This window comes from Azohydromonas aeria (assembly GCF_009760915.1).
Taxonomy (GTDB): domain Bacteria; phylum Pseudomonadota; class Gammaproteobacteria; order Burkholderiales; family Burkholderiaceae_C; genus Azohydromonas; species Azohydromonas aeria.
On the sequence record NZ_VIDQ01000036.1, the window covers coordinates 52,979 to 69,871 of the forward strand.

Annotated in this window: 14 protein-coding genes, 1 pseudogene and 1 other annotated feature; of the genes and pseudogenes, 11 read left to right on the forward strand and 4 right to left on the reverse strand. The window is 66.5% G+C overall.

All coding sequences use genetic code 11. The annotated features are described in order from the left end of the window. Nucleotides 1-276 precede the first annotated feature (276 nt). Nucleotides 277-1,881 carry a helix-turn-helix domain-containing protein gene (locus FJ694_RS20210; RefSeq protein WP_157269130.1) on the forward strand — a complete coding sequence of 535 codons (1,605 nt, stop codon included), beginning with the start codon at nt 277-279 and terminating at the stop codon, nt 1,879-1,881. 298 nt (nt 1,882-2,179) lie between these two features. On the opposite strand, the gene FJ694_RS20215 is transcribed toward FJ694_RS20210, so the two are convergent. After that, complete coding sequence (locus FJ694_RS20215; RefSeq protein WP_157269131.1) at nt 2,180-2,410, reverse strand: hypothetical protein; 231 nt, start codon at nt 2,408-2,410, stop codon at nt 2,180-2,182. A gap of 166 nt (nt 2,411-2,576) precedes the next feature. Here FJ694_RS20215 and FJ694_RS20220 point away from each other — a divergent pair, with 166 nt between their 5' ends. From FJ694_RS20220 to FJ694_RS20265, 10 genes are all read left to right on the forward strand, one after another. Further along, on the forward strand, nt 2,577-2,843 hold the full coding sequence (locus tag FJ694_RS20220; protein ID WP_157269132.1) for a hypothetical protein: 267 nt from the start codon (nt 2,577-2,579) through the stop codon (nt 2,841-2,843). 294 nt (nt 2,844-3,137) lie between these two features. After that, nucleotides 3,138-3,545 (forward strand): hypothetical protein, encoded by a 408-nt coding sequence (locus FJ694_RS37790; protein WP_310735057.1) that lies wholly within the window; start codon nt 3,138-3,140, stop codon nt 3,543-3,545. 524 nt (nt 3,546-4,069) lie between these two features. Next, a complete protein-coding gene (locus FJ694_RS20230; protein WP_157269133.1) occupies nt 4,070-4,669 on the forward strand; it encodes a hypothetical protein in 600 nt (199 codons plus the stop codon). Nucleotides 4,670-4,676: 7 nt separating this feature from the next. Continuing rightward, the gene (locus FJ694_RS20235; RefSeq protein ID WP_157269134.1) at nt 4,677-5,285 is read left to right on the forward strand and encodes an RES family NAD+ phosphorylase; all 609 of its coding nucleotides are present in this window, start codon (nt 4,677-4,679) and stop codon (nt 5,283-5,285) included. 557 nt (nt 5,286-5,842) lie between these two features. After that, entirely contained in the window at nt 5,843-6,859 is a 1,017-nt protein-coding gene (locus FJ694_RS20240; RefSeq protein ID WP_157269135.1) for a GGDEF domain-containing protein, read from the forward strand. Between the two features lie 54 nt (nt 6,860-6,913). Beyond that, nucleotides 6,914-7,156, forward strand: coding sequence for a hypothetical protein (locus FJ694_RS20245; protein WP_157269136.1), 243 nt, complete (start codon nt 6,914-6,916; stop codon nt 7,154-7,156). Further along, nucleotides 7,098-8,975 (forward strand): putative bifunctional diguanylate cyclase/phosphodiesterase, encoded by a 1,878-nt coding sequence (locus FJ694_RS20250; protein WP_157269137.1) that lies wholly within the window; start codon nt 7,098-7,100, stop codon nt 8,973-8,975. Before FJ694_RS20245 ends, FJ694_RS20250 begins: the two co-directional genes overlap by 59 nt. A gap of 123 nt (nt 8,976-9,098) precedes the next feature. Beyond that, the gene (locus tag FJ694_RS20255) at nt 9,099-10,118 is read left to right on the forward strand and encodes a diguanylate cyclase domain-containing protein (protein WP_157269138.1); all 1,020 of its coding nucleotides are present in this window, start codon (nt 9,099-9,101) and stop codon (nt 10,116-10,118) included. 23 nt (nt 10,119-10,141) lie between these two features. Further along, nucleotides 10,142-13,906, forward strand: a complete 3,765-nt coding sequence (locus tag FJ694_RS20260) for an ATP-binding protein (RefSeq protein ID WP_157269139.1) — start codon at nt 10,142-10,144, stop codon at nt 13,904-13,906. A 97-nt stretch (nt 13,907-14,003) separates the two neighbouring features. After that, the gene (locus tag FJ694_RS20265) at nt 14,004-14,186 is read left to right on the forward strand and encodes a hypothetical protein (RefSeq protein WP_157269140.1); all 183 of its coding nucleotides are present in this window, start codon (nt 14,004-14,006) and stop codon (nt 14,184-14,186) included. 391 nt (nt 14,187-14,577) lie between these two features. Here FJ694_RS20265 and FJ694_RS20270 read toward each other — a convergent pair. From FJ694_RS20270 to FJ694_RS20280, 3 genes and pseudogenes are all read right to left on the reverse strand, one after another. Beyond that, nucleotides 14,578-15,804, reverse strand: a pseudogene (locus tag FJ694_RS20270) (IS3 family transposase). Then, nucleotides 15,410-15,526 (reverse strand) — a sequence feature (AL1L pseudoknot). (Overlaps the previous pseudogene by 117 nt.) Beyond that, nucleotides 15,767-16,102 carry a hypothetical protein gene (locus tag FJ694_RS20275; protein WP_157269141.1) on the reverse strand — a complete coding sequence of 112 codons (336 nt, stop codon included), beginning with the start codon at nt 16,100-16,102 and terminating at the stop codon, nt 15,767-15,769. Before FJ694_RS20275 ends, FJ694_RS20270 begins: the two are co-directional and overlap by 38 nt. Nucleotides 16,103-16,612: 510 nt before the next feature. After that, nucleotides 16,613-16,893, reverse strand: a 281-nt coding sequence (locus FJ694_RS20280) for a methyl-accepting chemotaxis protein (RefSeq protein ID WP_232540144.1), incomplete at its 5' end; no start/stop codon positions are given.

Below are 16,893 nucleotides of genomic sequence, written 5' to 3' on the forward strand. Positions count from 1 at the left end.
CTGACCGCCGAGCGGCAGCGCGGTGCGCGAAAATTTGTCCAAGTGACGCCGCGTCTGCAAGGCCAAGGTCGATGAAGCGGCGCCGCGGGCAAGGACTTCGAGACATGAACACTTCAGCACCCAGGCCTCTCGAACGCGGCGGGCAACCGGTCCTGACGTGTCGAGGGAAAAGGCGGCAGCCCGATATTGATGTGGACTTGCGCACTTCTTGCTTGAAGGCTGTTGGAGAGAGCAGGCACGACAACCTGCATGCAACCGCTACCGAGGGAGAATCATTTGGCAAAGCCTGATGGGCAACTCAAGCGCCGCGACGGCGAACGCGGCCACAACCGGGCCCGTGACTACCGCGAGCCGATGCGGGATCACGTGGTACTGCATCTGGCGTCGGGCAAACGGCCTAGCGGCCCACGACAGGACAACTCCAAGCCGCAGGTAGTCAAGCAAGGCGTCAACGGCGCCTTGCGGGCGGCGAACCTGCGCCTGCTGCTGGAGCACGCGCCCGTGAGGGAAGCCCTGGCCCTGGTGGCCGAGGTGCCCCTGGAGCGTCTTGAAGCCATGTCGCAGGGCGCGCTCTGCCCCGACGAGACCGCCTTCCATATCGAGCGGACCCTGAAGCTGCCCGGCAAGTGGCTCGATGGGCTCAACAAGGCGGTCCCTGAACGCACCCTGGAGCTGCTGAAGCATCCCGACAAGGCCGCCTTGCATGACGAGGATTTCGATGAGGACGCCACGGCATCGACCGCGGCGGCGGCATCGGTCGCGCCGGTGCTCCCGGCTGGCATTGCGCCGGCATCAGGCCGGACGCAGGCCCCCCTTCATGACACCTCGGTCGAACGCGGCCCGGCGGCAGGCGTCGTGGCGGCGGCATCCATGGAGCGCGCGACCGTGCCAGCAGGCAGTGACGAGGCCGTGGCGGTCGCTGACGCACTGCAAGCCCCGGCAACTTCTGCGGCACAAACGCCAACAGCCGCGACGGCCCAGTCAACGTCTAGGTCCAGAGACACCCACCCCATGACCTCTGCCGAACTGCGCAAGCGCAGCCTGAGCCTGCTGCTTCAGGGCAAGGGCGCCAAGAGCGCGCTGGCCCGCCTCATCGGGATCAGCCAGCCCTACATGTCCACGATTGCCAACGGCGGCAAGGTGCTGGACCAGGAGTTCTGCAGCAAGGTGGCGAAGGCGCTGGGCTTGCCCGAGAACTGGTTCGAGGCACCGCGCACGGCAGCGGACATCCCCGATACCGTTCTCAAGCTGCTGGCACCCTTGTCGCGTGGTACGGCAGCCAGCGCCAGCGCTGCCCCGGACAGTGTCCAGGGTGAAGCTGAAGCCGATCCCGCCGCCACGGGCGCTGGAGCAAGGCCTGAGGTCGCTTCTGCGCCGGCCGAGCCGGGCGAATCGGCAAGGGCCGTGGCCGCCGCTGCAGGCGATGCCACGAGCACGAGCGCCGGCCGCAAGGACACCGCCAAGCCGCCCCGCGTCCGGCCTGTCCTTCAGCGCGAGGACGACCGGCCACGCACCGAGGCCACGGCGGCGGTGCGCTCCCCTGCCACGGTGCCGGTGCAGGCCGACCTGCTGGCACAGGTCGAGCATGAGGTGCAGCCCGCGGCACCAGCCACCGGGCCGGCACTGCATGCCGAAGTCACGGCCACGCCAGCCCTTGTCCTGACCCAGTCACCGGTCGTAGCGCCTGTTTTTGAGATCGCCAAGGCGCTCGCGCAGAGGACAAACGACTTCACGCCGATGGTGTCGCAGCCCCTGGTCATCGAAGGCGGTCTGGCGCCCATCACGGAAGCGCTCATCAAGATGCTGGTGCTCAAGGCCCGGCAAGGCGCGCTCTCGGAAGACAAGGCCTTCGAGCTGCTGGGAGCGGTGCGCCTGCTTTGACCGGAGGCTGGCGTTCTTCCTACAGCCCAGTGTACTGTGCGCCAGCCGATGGGCATCGAGGGCATGCCCAAGGTGCGCCACCACCGCCGAAACAACGCGGTCGGCGTTCAGACACGGGTACGCGCTTGCCAGGACCGGCTGTCAACCGGCGCTCATGCAGGCCGCTGAAGCCGCCTGGGCAGGAGGGTCACACGCACGACCTGCCACCAGCGGTGCGGCTCGGACAGTCCATCCGGATTCGGATCGCGGTCGCAGGCCTGCGCAGGCCGTGCGGGGAGACTCGGACAAAAGTCCAGGCTCAGCGTGAGCCGACGGCCCACTGCATCACGAGCGCGGGCTCGGCGCCGAACCGCTCGCGCAGCGCGAAGATCTCGTGCCGGACTTGCCGAAGGCTCAACTCGCCGCGAAAGGCACGCCGCTCCAGATCAGCCATGGCTGAAAGGTATTCGGCGGGCGGTGCTTCGGCAGGTCGGCGGGAAAGCGAGTTGTTGTCCATGATCAGCGTCTGGGTGGAGAGGGCTGCCGCCAAGGGCGCTCATCCAGCCAGGGGGCCGATGAGCACCTCAGCTATCGGTGTGCTGCATGGCGCCAATTGTCATTTCTCAAGCGCAGCCGTGCATCACGGAAATCACGTAAGCCCAAACCCTGGCCTGTTGCGCACCCGGTGTTGCTTCAAGGAGCAGTCGGAGGGCCTCATGACCTTGCGTCGAATTGAAGAAGGAGAGCATGAAGTGAGCACTCGAAACCAACCCACGAAGACACAGATCGCCGAAGACGGCCTGCGCTACACGTCCAAGGCAGCAGGATCAACCTTTGCCAAGCCCGCTCAGAGTGCCGTCACGGGTGCCACGATGTCGTGCTTTCGGTGCGGCCGGCACAAGCCCCTTGCCGAGCTGGTGAGCAAGCGGATCCTTGGACGCAACGAGAAGGTCTGCGCGGTGGACTGCAAGACCCGACCCTGAGGCAGCGGGTCATTTTGCCGCTGGGACGGGGGCGTTCGGCTGCAGGGGACCTTGCGTGACAGCGCAACGTCCGCAGGCCCCACAAGGCAAAGTCAGCCCGTTGCGCCTTCATCGATATTGGATTCCCAGCCATGGGCCTGTCGACTCGCCGCCCCTTTCCCCGGCACCGGCACCAGGCGCCATGGCCGCGCAACGACCAGGCAGCGGGCCGGCGAGTGCTGCGCCACCAGTCGCTGGCCGCTTCCCGGCGGTGCCCGGCCACGGCAGTCCCCATGCGCCTTGGAACGAATCCGGATGGAAAGGCGGCAACGTGCCCCAGAATGCGCGCGCACGACAGCAGGCGCTGCAACGGGCCGCTGCCTCCCGGCTGCTCCTGGGAGTGCCGGCAAGCCGCCATCCAGCACCGCGCGCGATTTCGGACTGTTCTCGAAAAACCGATCCACGTCTCTCGAAGCCATCCAGCAATCTCTCGACTCGCTGCAAAGCGGCACGCTCGACACGGCCGCCCTCTTGCGCCGCCTGCGCGCGGCTCCTCTGCCATCCGAGCTGCCCCCGAAATATGGCAAGGTCCTGAACAACCTGCTCGACCGGCTCGAGTCCAGCGCGGCATTCAGCGGCGAGAGCTGCTCCTTCAGCCAGGAGGACCTGATCGCCATCGTCCAGGCCTGGATCGACAAGGCGCGGGAAAGGCTTGCCAGCTGAATGCTCACCGCGCCAGGACAGATGGACGCAAGGATGCGCTCGGCGGCTCAATGCCTGGAAGAGCTCCGGGGTGCACCGACCATGGAGACCTGCCACGCTGCTGCCGTCCTGGCCGGCGTGAGCCTGGTCGACGCTGACGAGTGCGACGACGGTGCTTGTGGCTGTCCCCGGTGTCCCTGGAGGCAGACGGCGGGCAACTGGCGACCACGCCCGAGCAGCGCCAGCCACTCCAGCCCATAGCGCAAGGCCTGCGGCTGTGCCGGCCAAGGCCGCAAGCGATGGGCAAACGTGGCGTGCAGGGCACATCCGTGCGCCTGCCGACGGTGGTAGTTGATACGTACGCGGGAGAGCTGCCGGTGTCGCGGCCGCTGCAAGCCTGCGAGCTTACGAGGCGTGAGCGTCGCTTTGGTTGACATGGTTGACATCGCTGGGGCGTGGCCCGTACCATCGGACTGCCCCACCGGAGCATCCTCATGACCAGCAGTGCCACCCGACGCCCCCCTGCCCTGCCAGAAGCCCAGCCCGTGCAGGAGTTCTTGGCGTCGCTGGAGGACGTGGCGCGCCATGCGACGCGGGTGGAAAAGCTCTCGCGGCAGCGGCTGCTGGATCAGCTCGCGGCCGTGCACAGCCCGCGCAAGGAAAAGGCCGCGCTGCTGCTGCAGCACATCGATTCGCTCACGCGCCGTTTCGAGCACATCCGCCGCACGTTGCAGGAAGAACTGCAGGACGAAGAACTGGATCAGCTTGGCGTGGCGGCGCGTCGCAAGGGTGAGGAGACGTTCAGGAAGATGGCGCGCGAGGAAAGCCTGCTGGAGCCGGCGGCCTTCGCCGCACGGCTGGGCTGGACACGCCAGGCGTTGAGCAAGGCGCTGGCGGCTCACCGGGTCTTCTTCGTGGAGGCGGACGGGGTGCGGTACTACCCCGCCTTTTTCGCCGACAGCCGCTACGAGCGCCGCCACGTCGAGGCGCTGAGCAGGGCGCTGGGCGAGCTGCCGGGATCGACCAAGCTGCATTTCATGATGACGCCCAAGGCGTCGCTGTCGGGGCTGTCGCCGCTGCAGGCCCTGGCGCAGGGCCAGTTTGCCGCCGCCAAGGTGGCCGCCGAAGGTTTTGCGCAGAGGTGAGCCGGTCTTGTCGCTGAAACCTCCGCCACGCGCGCTCAACAGCCTCTCGCTCGCTACCCGAACCGTCCCGGCCTCTGCGCTCTACCGTGTCTCGCGCTTCGCCTCGGGTGAGCCCTTCTTCGGGCGCACGGCAAGCAACCGCTTCGACGACCGCTCGCTCCCCCGCAGTGGGCGCTTCGGCACCTGCTACTTCGGGCTGGATCTGCAGACCGCCATCGCCGAGACGGTGCTGCACGATGCGGTGGCTGTGCGGGGCAAGTTCTCCGTGCCCTGGGACGAGCTTGCGTCAAGGCAGCTGGTACGTCTCAAGGGTGGCACACCCTTGGTGCTGGCCGACCTCACCGGAGTGGCGCTCAAGACGCTGGGCGGCGAAGGATCCCTGTCCACCATCACGCCGTACCGCCTCGCGCAGTCGTGGGCCATGGCCGTGCAACACCACCCGCAACAGGTGGACGGCATCCTCTACATGTCGCGCCATCTCAACGACCGCCAGGCCGTGGTGGTGTTCAACCGTGCCAGCGCCAAGCTCGGCGCCGCCGCGTACACCCCGCTGCCCCGTGCCCGCGGCGTCATGGAGGCCGTGGCCGGGCTGCGTATCTCGTTCGACTACCCCTGACCGCGGCCGACTCTCAACGCACGCGTGCCTGCCCCCGGCACAAGACAGCTCACGGCCACGGCGAACAGCCGTGCGTAGCGTGCGGCGATGAGGACCGCTTCGCGCTCGATCTCAGCCGGCAGTTCGACCAGGCGGTGCTCCAGCGCATTGCAATCAAGGGCAGACCACTTTTCGTGCTCAATTCCATGGCCTGCATGGGCGTCATTCTCCGGGGCCACAGCCAGGAGGCACACACCCTCAAATTCCCGTTCAGGACAGAATTAGCCCACGGATAAGGCCCCTAATCCAAGGCAGCGTAATGCCTCCTCGGCACGGCGGCTCATTCCAGCGTCGGCGTCAACAGCCGACGTCAGGTGGGGGCGTCTATCCCATTGCTTACCGCGTGTACCTGCATGGAACGGCCAGATTGGCTGCTCCGGGTAGTTTGCAATGCGTGCACAGTTGATGCGCGGTGTTCTGCTGCAATCACGCTGACAACGGCCAGTGAGCCGAGTCGACAGCGCGGTATTCCCTCTCGCCGGCTGTCGTTCTTGTAAACAGCAAGCAGCGCGAACCACATGGCATCTCTGATCGACCAGCTGGCCGAGCTCACCGGTCACCGTGATCGCCAGCATGCTGACGCGCTGCTGCTGCAAACGCTGCACGAGCTGCTGCAGCCTGCCGTCGTAGCTCTTCACCGCTGCGCAGGCGAGGCGCCCGAGCAGCGCTGGCTGACGACCACCAACGGCAACAGCGTGGTTGGTCCGCGGACGTCGGACGCAGCGCCAAGCCGCAATTTCACGGCGCCGCTGGACACGTACCCCGAGCGGCTCACATGTCTGCGCCAGATGCGCACCGTCGTGCACGCTGGCGACCCCGAGATCACGCTGGTGCCGCTGATCGTTGGAGCACAGGGCACCGGGGTAGTGGAGCTGCAAAGTCCCGAACCGCTGCCGCAGTACAAGCGACACACCGCGAACGCCGTCGTGCGCCTGTATGGCAACTTCCTGGCGCTGTTGGACTACGGCGAGCGCGACGCCCTCACCGGGCTTTACAACCGCAAGACCTTCAACGACAGCTTCATGCGTGCGGTATTGGGCACCGCTGCAGATTCGCGATCTGCAGGAAAGGCCTCTGTGCCGTCGAGCCGGTACTACTTGGCTGCCCTGGATCTCGACCACTTCAAACAGGTCAACGACAGCTGCGGCCACCTTATTGGCGACGAGGTGCTGCTGATCACGGCTCGCCTCATGCGCACGGAGCTGCGTACTGACGACGGGGTCTTTCGCTTCGGTGGCGAGGAGTTCCTCATCCTGCTTGAAGCCCATCGGGAAGAAGACGCGCATGCGGCGCTGCAGCGGCTGCGCCAGCGAATCGCGCAGCATCACTACCCACAGGTGGGCCAGGTGACGGCGAGCATCGGCTTCACGGCCGTACAGCCGTCCGAACTACCCACAAGCGCCGTGGAGCGTGCCGACCGGGCGCTGTATCAAGCCAAGGCCAGTGGTCGAAATTGCGTAGTCGGCCCCGCTGCGATGGCCGAAGCCAGGATGGCAGAGAGCTCGACGCGCGGTGGCGACGTGGACCTGTTTTGAGGCAACCGCTGCGTCGCAGCGCCGCTCCACCAGCACGGCACGGCAGTGCGACACATGACGATGCTCAAGATCTGGCGCTGCACCGTCGTGAAGGAAGCCACGCGTGCGAGCCCGGCGTGGCTACAACACCTCAAGCTGTCATGCATCGACGCCGATCAACGATCACGCGCCGCCGACTCCATGGCGGCGTCCACCGCAACCGCAACATTGAGCGCCGGCGCAGCGCTCGACGACACGAATGAACAAGGCCGACATGTCCGGCATGCCATGCCAGGGTGCAGTCGCAGCCTGGTCTGAAATCTTGCCATTTCCTGCAATCCAGGATCCGTGTGCCCAGAGCACACTGCCGACCTCGGATATCGACCCCCACGTCGCGGAGCAATTGCGCCTGGCCGCCGCGGTATTCGCCAGTACCAGAGAAGGCATCGTCATTACCGACGCCCTGGGCCGCATCGTGGAGGTCAACGATGCGTTCGTTGCCATCACGGGCTACCCGCGCAGCGGGGTCCTTGGACGCAATGCCGCCATGCTCGTCAGCGGCGAGCATGGCCAGGGCTTCCTGCAGGCCTTGCGCAGCAGCCTGCATCTCACCGGCTCCTGGCAAGGCGAGGTCTGGAGCCGGCGCGCCGATGGGGAGCTGATGGTGGAGCTGCTGCGCGTGCGCGCCGTGCACTCACCTTGCGGTGAACTCACTCATTACGTGGGCGCCTTCAGCGACATCACGTCGCACAAGCGCCAGCAGGAGCACCACATGTGGCTGGTTCACCACGACGTGCTCACCGGGCTGCCCAACCGCACGCTGGCGCTGGACCGGCTCGGGATGCTGATCGACCAGGCCAAGTGCCAGTCGCGGCAACTCGCGGTGTGCTACCTGGACCTTGACGGTTTCATGGCTGTCAACGAGCGCATCGGCCATGCGCTCGGTGACGGCTTGCTCAAGGCTGCGGCAGAGCGGGCGCATCAGGCCGTTCGTGCGGGCGACACGGTGGCTCGGCTCGAAGGCGACGAGTTTGTGCTGCTGCTGGGCGATCTCTGCGACGCGCGTGCCGTGCAGCCAATCCTGGAGCGAGTGCTGCACGCGCTGGCACAGCCCTTCGTGATCGGTGATCAGCAAGTCGTCATTAGCGCCAGCATCGGCGTGGCGCTGTACCCGGGCGACGGCGACACGCCGGAGCGACTGCTGCGCGCCGCGGACCAGGCCATGTACCGTGCCAAGAGCCTGGGCAAGAACCGGGTGTGCATGGCCAGCCAGACTGGCGAGCACACGCTGGCGCCGAACCCACTGCAGCAGGAGATTCAGGCGGCACTGCAAAGGGATGAGCTGCGCCTGCACTACCAGCCCAAAGTCTGTGCCCGTACCGGGCGTTGCCTGGGGGCCGAGGCCCTGGTGCGCTGGCAGCACCCACAGCGTGGGCTGCTGGCCCCTGGCAGCTTCCTGCCCGCCATCACCGGCACGCCGCTGGAGATCGAGCTCGACCTGTGGGTGGTGAAGCACGCGGTGACCCAGCTGGCGCACTGGCGCGCTGGCGGACGCACGCTGCAGTTGAGCATCAATGTCTCGCCCGGCACGCTGCTGCTGCCCGACATGGCCAACATCATCGCCGCGACGATGCGCCACGCCGCCGTGGGGTCACGGGCCAGCGTCGACGGCATCGAGCTGGAGGTACTGGAAACTGCCGCGCTCGACGACCTCGATGCGGCCATTCGTGCCATCCGAGCGTGTGCGCAGCACGGGCTGACTTTTGCGCTGGACGACTTCGGCACCGGTTACTCGTCACTGTCGTACCTGCGGCGGCTTCCGGTGAGCACGCTCAAGATCGACCGCAGCTTCGTGAGCAACATGCTCGGCAGCCGCGGCGATCTGCACATCGTGCGTGCTGTCATCGGCCTGGCCGAGGCCTTCGGCGTGACGACCGTGGCCGAGGGCGTCGAGACTGCCGAGCAGGCGCAAGTCCTGGCCGACCTGGGCTGTGATCAGCTGCAGGGCTTTGGCATTGCGCGGCCCATGCCGGCGCAAGCGCTCGAGCGCTGGCTCGATGAACAAGCGGTGGCAACAGCTGTATCGGACAGCGCTTCGCGGGCCGTCGCACCCGAGGCCAGCACGGCGCAAGCGTGAACAATTTCTGCAAGGCCCCTGCGTCGGCTCTCACGAGGTGGCGGCTGCTTCCGAAATGGCCCTTACACCCCGCTTTCGTGGCGGCTTGAAAGTTCGCAATTGCCAATCTCAGACAGCGCTCTCTTGGCCCAGGCCCCGCTGCAGCGCCTGCTCCTCGTTGACGACGACGTGCAGGTGATCTTTCAGCTCAAGCACATCCTGGACGGCTGCGCCCAAATCTTCTTCGCCACCAGCGGCGAGGCGGCCCTGCGGCAGATGCGCCGCGAGCCGTTCGACCTCGTGCTGCTCGACGCCGAGATGCCGGGCATGAGCGGCCTCGAGGTGTGTGCTGCGATGTGCAGCGAAGCCGAGCTCCAGGAGATCCCGGTGATCTTCGTCACCGCACACCATGGGGCAGACGAGGAATCCCGGGCACTGGACGCCGGCGCCATGGATTTCATTCCGAAGCCGGTGAACCCGGCCGTGGCCCGCGCGCGGGTACGCACGCAACTGGCACTCAAGGCAAGAACCGACGCCCTGCGGCGCCTGAGCGAGGTGGACAGCCTCACCCGCATAGCCAATCGCCGCGCCTTCGACCGCGCGCTGGAGCAGGAATGGCGCCGCGCGATGCGCTCGCGCGCGCCGCTGTCGCTGCTGCTCATCGACGTGGACCACTTCAAGCGCTACAACGACGCCCATGGCCACTTCGCGGGTGACGCCTGCCTGGCCCAAGTTGCCAGTGCCCTGGCCAGCACCGTCCAGCGTACGGGCGACATGGCCGCGCGCTACGGTGGCGAGGAGTTTGCGCTGGTGTTGCCCTGTACGGATGCCATGGGCGCACGCCGGGTGGGCGAGATGGTGTGCGAGCGCATGCGCGAGCTGGCGATCCCGCACGGCGACTCGCCGGTCTCGCCGCTGGTGACCCTCAGCGTGGGCGCTGCGACGGTGCAGGTGGCTTGTGCCCAGCATCCCAGCAGCGGCAAGTCCTGTCTGCAGTGTGGTGCGTTCCAGCACTGCTGCGATGCGCCACAGTCCCTTGTCGAGCTGGCGGACCAGGCCCTGTATGCCGCCAAGGCCGCGGGGCGCTCGCAGGTGCGCCTGGCCGGCACGTTCGAAGGACGTGCGGACGTGACACCTGGCATGCCCAGGGCGGTGCGACATTGAAGGCCGGTGACGCCTTAGCAACGATGCCGCCCGACCTGGCTTTTTCGGGTCCATGTGCCGAAGCCGCGCCGCTGTCATCCTGGGCAGCCCGACTGCTCGTCGGCACCGCGCTGGCCACTGCGCTTGTCCTGGGTCTGGTAATCGAGCGCTTTGCCCGGCATCACGAGGTGGCGCAGGCACGCGCGGCACTGGGCCAGGTGGCCTGGCAGTTGCGCGACGAGCTCGACCGCGGCATGGCCGAGCGCTACAACGAGATCGCGGCCCTGGCGGCATCAACGACCCTGGGCACGCCCCGGGACCTGGACGCCCTGCGCGGCAACCTGCGGCTGCTCAAGGACAAGGCTCCGCTGTACGCCTGGATCGGCTTGGCCACGCCTGACGGCAAGGTGCTGGCGGCCACCGCAGGGATGCTCGAAGGCCAGAACGTGGCTACTCGGCCGTGGTTCCAGGGCGCGCGCAGTGGGCCGTACGTGGGAGAGGTACACCCGGCGGTGCTGCTGGAAAAGTTGCTTCCCGCGCGAGCCGAGCCCTGGCGCTTCGTGGACCTGGCCGCTCCTATCGTGGTGGACGGACAACTGCGCGCGGTCCTGGGCGGCCACTTGAGCTGGGAGTGGGCACGCGAGCTTGGCCGCAGTCTGCTGGCCCCCGAATCCAGGAACAGAGGAATCGAGGTCTTCATCACTCGCGCCGATGGCGAGGTGCTGCTGGGGCCCGCCGGTTCGCATGAGACACGGCTCGATCTGACAGCGCTGCGCAGCGTTGCTGCGGCCACACCGGCCTGGTTCGCCATGGGGACGCACCTGGCTGCGGTCGTGAGCACACGGGGCCACGGGCCGTACCCGGGCTTAGGCTGGACCGTTGTCGTGCGCCAGCCCACCGGGCAGGCTCTGGGCCCGTACCGTACACTGCAGGCGCAACTGGCGTTGGCCACCCTGGTGGTTGTCCTAGGCGTGGCGTTGCTGGTTCCCAGGCTTGCCGAGCGGCTGGCAAGTCCGCTGCTGCAGCTCATGCAATGGCTGGTGCTGGCTCGCCCCGGGCGGCTTCAATTGCAGGGGGCCGCCTACCGTGAGGCCCATGAGCTTGGGAACGCATTGCAGGCCATGCTCGGGCGCAACCAGCGGCATGCCGACGAACTGGTGCAGCTCAACGCCGGCCTGGAGGATCGCGTGGCGCAGCGCACGGCCGAGCTAGCCAGGGAACGCGAACGGCTGCAGGGTATCCTGCGCGCCACCGGTGTCGGTACCTGGGAGTGGGATGTGCAAAGCGGCGAGCTGCGCATCGACGAGGGCTGGGCCGCCATCCTGGGACTGGATCTGCAGCCGCTGCTGCCGGCGACCGCCAGCACCTGGCAAGCATTGACGCATCCGGACGACGTCCTGAACTCGTACCAGCTCTACGAGAAGCATGCCTGCGGGGAGCTGGACCATTTCGAGGCCGAGGCGCGCATGCGCCATCGCGACGGCCATTGGGTGTGGGTGCGCAGCACCGCCCGCATCGCCAGCCACACTTCGGATGGCCAGCCGCAGTGGGTACACGGCATCCACCAGGACATCAGCCGCGCACGCCAGGCCCAACAGCGCGTGGCTGACAGCCAGGCCTTCCTGGAGCGCGTCAGCAAGGTATCCGGCGTGGGCGGCTGGCAGCTGGACGTCGCCACGGGCGCCGTGCAATGGAGCGACGAACTGCGCCGTATTGTTGGCGTGGCGCCCGGCTACGTTCCCGACCTGGAGAAGGCTCTTGCCTGCTACCCCGGCGATGCCCGGGCCAGGATCGAGGCCGCCGTGAACGCCGCTATCGAGCAGGGACAGGCGTACGACCTGGAGCTTCCTTTCACGACGGCAGACGGGCGCTCGATCTGGGTCCGCACCGTTGGAGCGCCTGAGTACGACCCGAACGGCTCGCAGCAGCGCCCCATGCGGCTTGTGGGTACGTTCCAGGACATCACCGAGCGCCATGCGGCTGCCACGGCGATGCTGCAGGCCAAGCAAGCCGCCGAGGCCGCTAATGCGGTCAAGAGCGAGTTCCTGGCCACGATGAGCCACGAGATTCGCACGCCGATGAATGCCATCCTGGGTACGGTGCAGGTGCTCGATCGCGCCGTCCACGACGATGCTCAGCGCCAACTGGTAGCCACGATTCGCACGGCCGGGCGCACGTTGCTGTCCTTGGTCAACGACGTGCTCGACATCTCGCGCATCGAGGCGGGCCACATGGAGTTGGAGCACGAGCCCTTCGAGCTGCGCGGCGTGCTGCGCAACGTGGCCGACGTGTTTACGCAGATGGCCCAGGCCAAGGGCCTGTCGCTCGTACTACAGCCCGTCCCCGAGCTGCCACCGCTCGTTGGTGACGCGCGTCGGCTGGAGCAGGTGCTCTACAACCTGTTGGGCAATGCCATCAAGTTCACGAATACCGGTGGCGTCACTGTCGCCGTTCATGCGCAGCAGGCAACGACGGGGCACGTGATGCTGGACCTGGAGGTTCGCGATACCGGCATCGGGATCGCCGCGGATCAGGTCGAGCGCATCTTCGACGCCTTCGTGCAGGCGGACAGCTCCACCAACCGCCGCTATGGCGGCACGGGGCTGGGTCTGGCGATCTGCCGGCGGCTCGTCTCGCACATGGGTGGCGACATGGGCGTGCGCAGCCAGCCCGGTGCAGGCAGCGAGTTTTGGCTGCGGGTGCCGTTCGATGTGGCCACAGCCCTGGCCAAGCCAGCCGTCCTGCCCGCTGCATCGCCGGCTTGCCAGCGCCTTGCCGGCGTGCGCGTGCTGGTCGTGGACGATGCGCAGGTCAACTTGCAGGTCGCGCGTCAGCTGCTGGAGCTCGAGGGTGCCACTTGCACGACCGCGAGCGACGGCTGGCAGGCGCTGCAGCAGCTGCAGGAGGGAAGTTCCGGTTTGGACGTCGTGCTCATGGATGTGCAGATGCCCGGACTCGACGGCATCGAGACGACACGGCGGCTGCGAAGCCTTGCCGCCTCAGCCAATTTGCCGGTAATTGCCCTCACGGCAGGCACGCTCGCCAGCCACCGTGAGCAGGCGCGGCAGGCCGGCATGAACGACTTCCTGGGCAAGCCGTTCGAGCTCGACGCGCTTGTGACCGTGATCCTGCGCTGGACCGCCATCAAACCTCAGGTCCAGGGCGGAGCACGGCTGGACGACCGGATTGCCGTGCAAGTGGAGCATGATTTCCCGGCATTCGCTGGCATCGACCAGCAGCAGGCCAGGCGGCAGGTGATGGGCAGCCGGCAGTTGTTCCTGCGCATGCTGGGTATGTTTAGCAAGGAGTTCAGTGGCGAGGCGCACCGCATTGGCCGGTACCTGACGAGCGGAGACGTCGTGACCGCTGCCATGCGGGTCCACAAGCTCAAGGGCGCGGCCGGCAGTGTCGCGGCAAATGACGTGTTCCACCTGGCAGGAAAGCTCGAAACCGTGCTGCGGCTTCAGGACACGGGCGATGCGCAAGCACTGCTGCAGGAGCTTGACACTGCGCTGTCGGTGGTGCTGGCCGGACTGCCCGCAAGGCTCGATGAAGCGGCTCAGGCGTCGGGCGACACGATACCTTTCGAGGACGTGTTGCCGCTACAAAACGTGCTCGAACTCGTGTCTACGCTTATCGCCAGCGACACCGCAGCGCTGGATCGGTTCGAGAGGCTGCGTCCTGCCCTGCTCCGGCAACACGGCATCGAGGCAACAGCCCGCCTGGCCGATGCCGTGGGCAGCCTTCGCTTCGAGGAAGCGGCGGCCATGCTCCAGGCCTGGTATTCCAGCGAGCCGGGAACGACGTAGCAATGCGGGTTCTTCCAAGTTTCGTGTGACCACGCCTGGCGGGTGGCGCGGCAAAAGATGACGTTCCGCCGGGTGAGCGGGCTTGCAGGAGCGGACCATGATCGTCATTCCTGTCCTTTCGTCTCTGCAGGCCGCCGCAGTTAAGGAGGTCGCAAGCTGGAGCGACTGCGACGGTACGGCTTCGCGTGCAAGCCATCAGCATCATGAATTCGACGGCCTATCCGAGCTGCAGCACCCACAGCTCACGCCGACGCGGTTTGCTGTGGCGGACGCTGGCTGACTGCCCGTCATTTGGGCAGGCGTGACTTTGGAAGTGAAAGCACAGCATTTTTAAGTGTGCCAACCCGGCGTGCGCCCGGCGAAGCCTCAGTGAACAATGAGGCACTGGGAGAAACAAGAAAAATGGATGCGAAAGAATCTATGCAGGCAACAGCACGGTGCTGCGGTGCTGAAACCGAAGCGCGGGTGAAAGAGCAGGCTGCCCGGAACGCGGATGCTGCCCGCTGGGGTCGTGCGGATCAGTGCGCATGCCGGGATCAATTCGACGCAGCACTACAGCAGCGAGGCAGAACTGCCCTGGCTTTGGAACTGGTCACAATGCGGGCCCTCAACCCAGCAGATTTCTGATGAACTGAACCGCGCCGGGAATCTCGGAGGCTCGTTGGTGTGAGTCAGGCCGGGACGGCCGACTCGGCGAGTTGACGATGGTAGTTGGCCTCGGCTTCCGCGGGCGGGATGTTGCCGATGGGCTCCAGCAGCCGGTGGTGGTTGAACCAGGCCACCCAGGTCAGCGTTGCCAGCTCAACAGCCTCCCTTGCTCTTCCAGGAGGAGCGGCGATGGATCACCTCGGCCTTGTACAGCCCGTTGATCGTCTCGGCCAGCGCGTTGTCGTAGGAGTCGCCCACGCTGCCCACGGACGGCTCGATACCGGCTTCGGCCAGGCGCTCGGTGTAGCGGATGCTGACGTATTGCGACCCGCGGTCCGAGTGATGCACCAGCCGGTCATCCTCGGTGGGCCGGCGCTCGTACAGGGCCTGCTCCAGCGCGTCGAGCACGAAGTCCGTGCGCATGGACGACGACGCCCGCCAGCCCACGATGCGCCGGGCGAAGACGTCGATGACGAAGGCCACGTAGACGAACCCTTGCCAGGTTGGCACGTACGTGAAGTCCGAGAGCCACAGCTGGTTGGGCCGCTCGGCCCGGAACTGCCGATTGACCTTGTCCGACGGCAAGGGCACGGTCGTGTCAGCCACGGTGGTGCGTACCACGTTGCCACGCACCACGCCGCGCAGGCCCTGGCGCCGCATCAGCCGCTCGACCGTGCAGCGCGCCACCGTGATGCCTTCGCGCTGCAGCTGCCGCCAGACCTTGCGCGCGCCGTAGACCTGCATGTTGTCGCGCCACACGCGCTCGATGTGCTCGACCAGCACGTCGTCACGCTGGGCACGCGCCGGGCGCAGCGCCGGCTGTGCCCGGCGGGCCGCGTGCAGCCAGTACGTCGACGGGGCGACCTGCATGACGCGGCAGATCGGCTCGACCCCATGGACGTCGCGGTGCTCGTCGATGAACGCCTTCACCGCTTGAAGGGGCGGTCGAGCTCCGCCTGGGCGAAATACGCGCTGGCCTTGCGAAGGATCTCGTTGGCTTGGCGCAGCTCCCGTACCTCGCGTTCCAGGGCCTTGATGCGCTCTTGCTCGGCCGTGGTCGTGCCCGGGCGAGCCCCACTGTCGGTCTCGCTCTCCCGTACCCAGCGACGCAAGGTCTCGTGGGTGCAGCCTACCTTCGCAGCGATCGAGCAGATCGCCGCCCACTGCGATTCGTACTCCCCCTGGTGCTCCAACACCATGCGCACCGAGCGCTCACGCACCTCGGGCGAAAACTTCACAGACTTCTTCATGTGGCCCCAATTCTCTCAAGGGTTGGAGCCTCCGAGAAAACCGGGGCGGTTCAAACTGCTTCCATCGACTTGAATAAGGTTTGGTAGCCTCTTTGGTGTCGACGCTGTCCTCAAATTCACTGTCGTCAAAGGTTGAGCTTTCGTGTTTGCCCGGTGAATGGTCGTTTGCATGAATGCCCTGTACCCATCCCTCCAGCCAAGCCATCGCTTCCGGGGTGCCGTCGGAATAGGGGAGCTTGTTGTCCAGGGCTTGGCCGGCATGGAAGCCCTCCAGCCAGATCCTCTTCTTGTTGTTCAACACAACACCTTCAACTTCATACGATGCTGTCGGAAGCGGCACTTCACAAGGGCCGCTGAGCAGGCATCACGATCACGGGTTTGCGACGATGGCTGCGCTGGCCGCTGGACCTGGCTTTGCATCAGGTCTTGTCCATGGATCTCATCGGTCAGCCGTGCCTGGTGTTGAGAACCGGGGCTGCGACGCTTGTGAAATGTTTGTTTCCTGGTGTCGGCGTTGGTAGAGCGGTCAGCCGATGCTTTGACCCTTTCGACGCGGCGCTATCAGCTACCTTCCTCCAACGGCTGCACTGTGCAGTGCACTTTTGTTCTCAATGCGCAACCGCTTTGGGCGGCCAGGGGTTTACAGCAGTCGCAAGCAGAACGTCACGTTGAACGTGTTGTCTTTGCAGGTTGATCATCCGAGGCCGCGGCCGTCGCCGGCGTGAGACAACCCGACCATGTAGGAGGTACAGCGTCACGCCAGGGGACGCCCAGCCCTACCCCGGGGTTGTGCTCGTGGCAAACAGCTTCAAGCCACCCTGAAGCGCTGCACCGAGCGCGCCAGCGCCTGGGCCTGGTCGTTGAGGCTGGCCGCCGCGGCGGCCGACTCCTCCACCAGCGCCGCGTTCTGCTGCGTGGCGGTGTCCAGCTGCGACACGGCCGCGTTGATTTCGGCAATGCCCTGGGACTGCTCGTTGGCCGCCGTGGTGATGCGCGCCACGATGTCCGAGACCCGGTGCACGCTGCCCACCACGCCCTCGATGGTGCGTCCGGCCTCGCGCGCCTCGTGCGCGCCGGTCTCGACGCGCT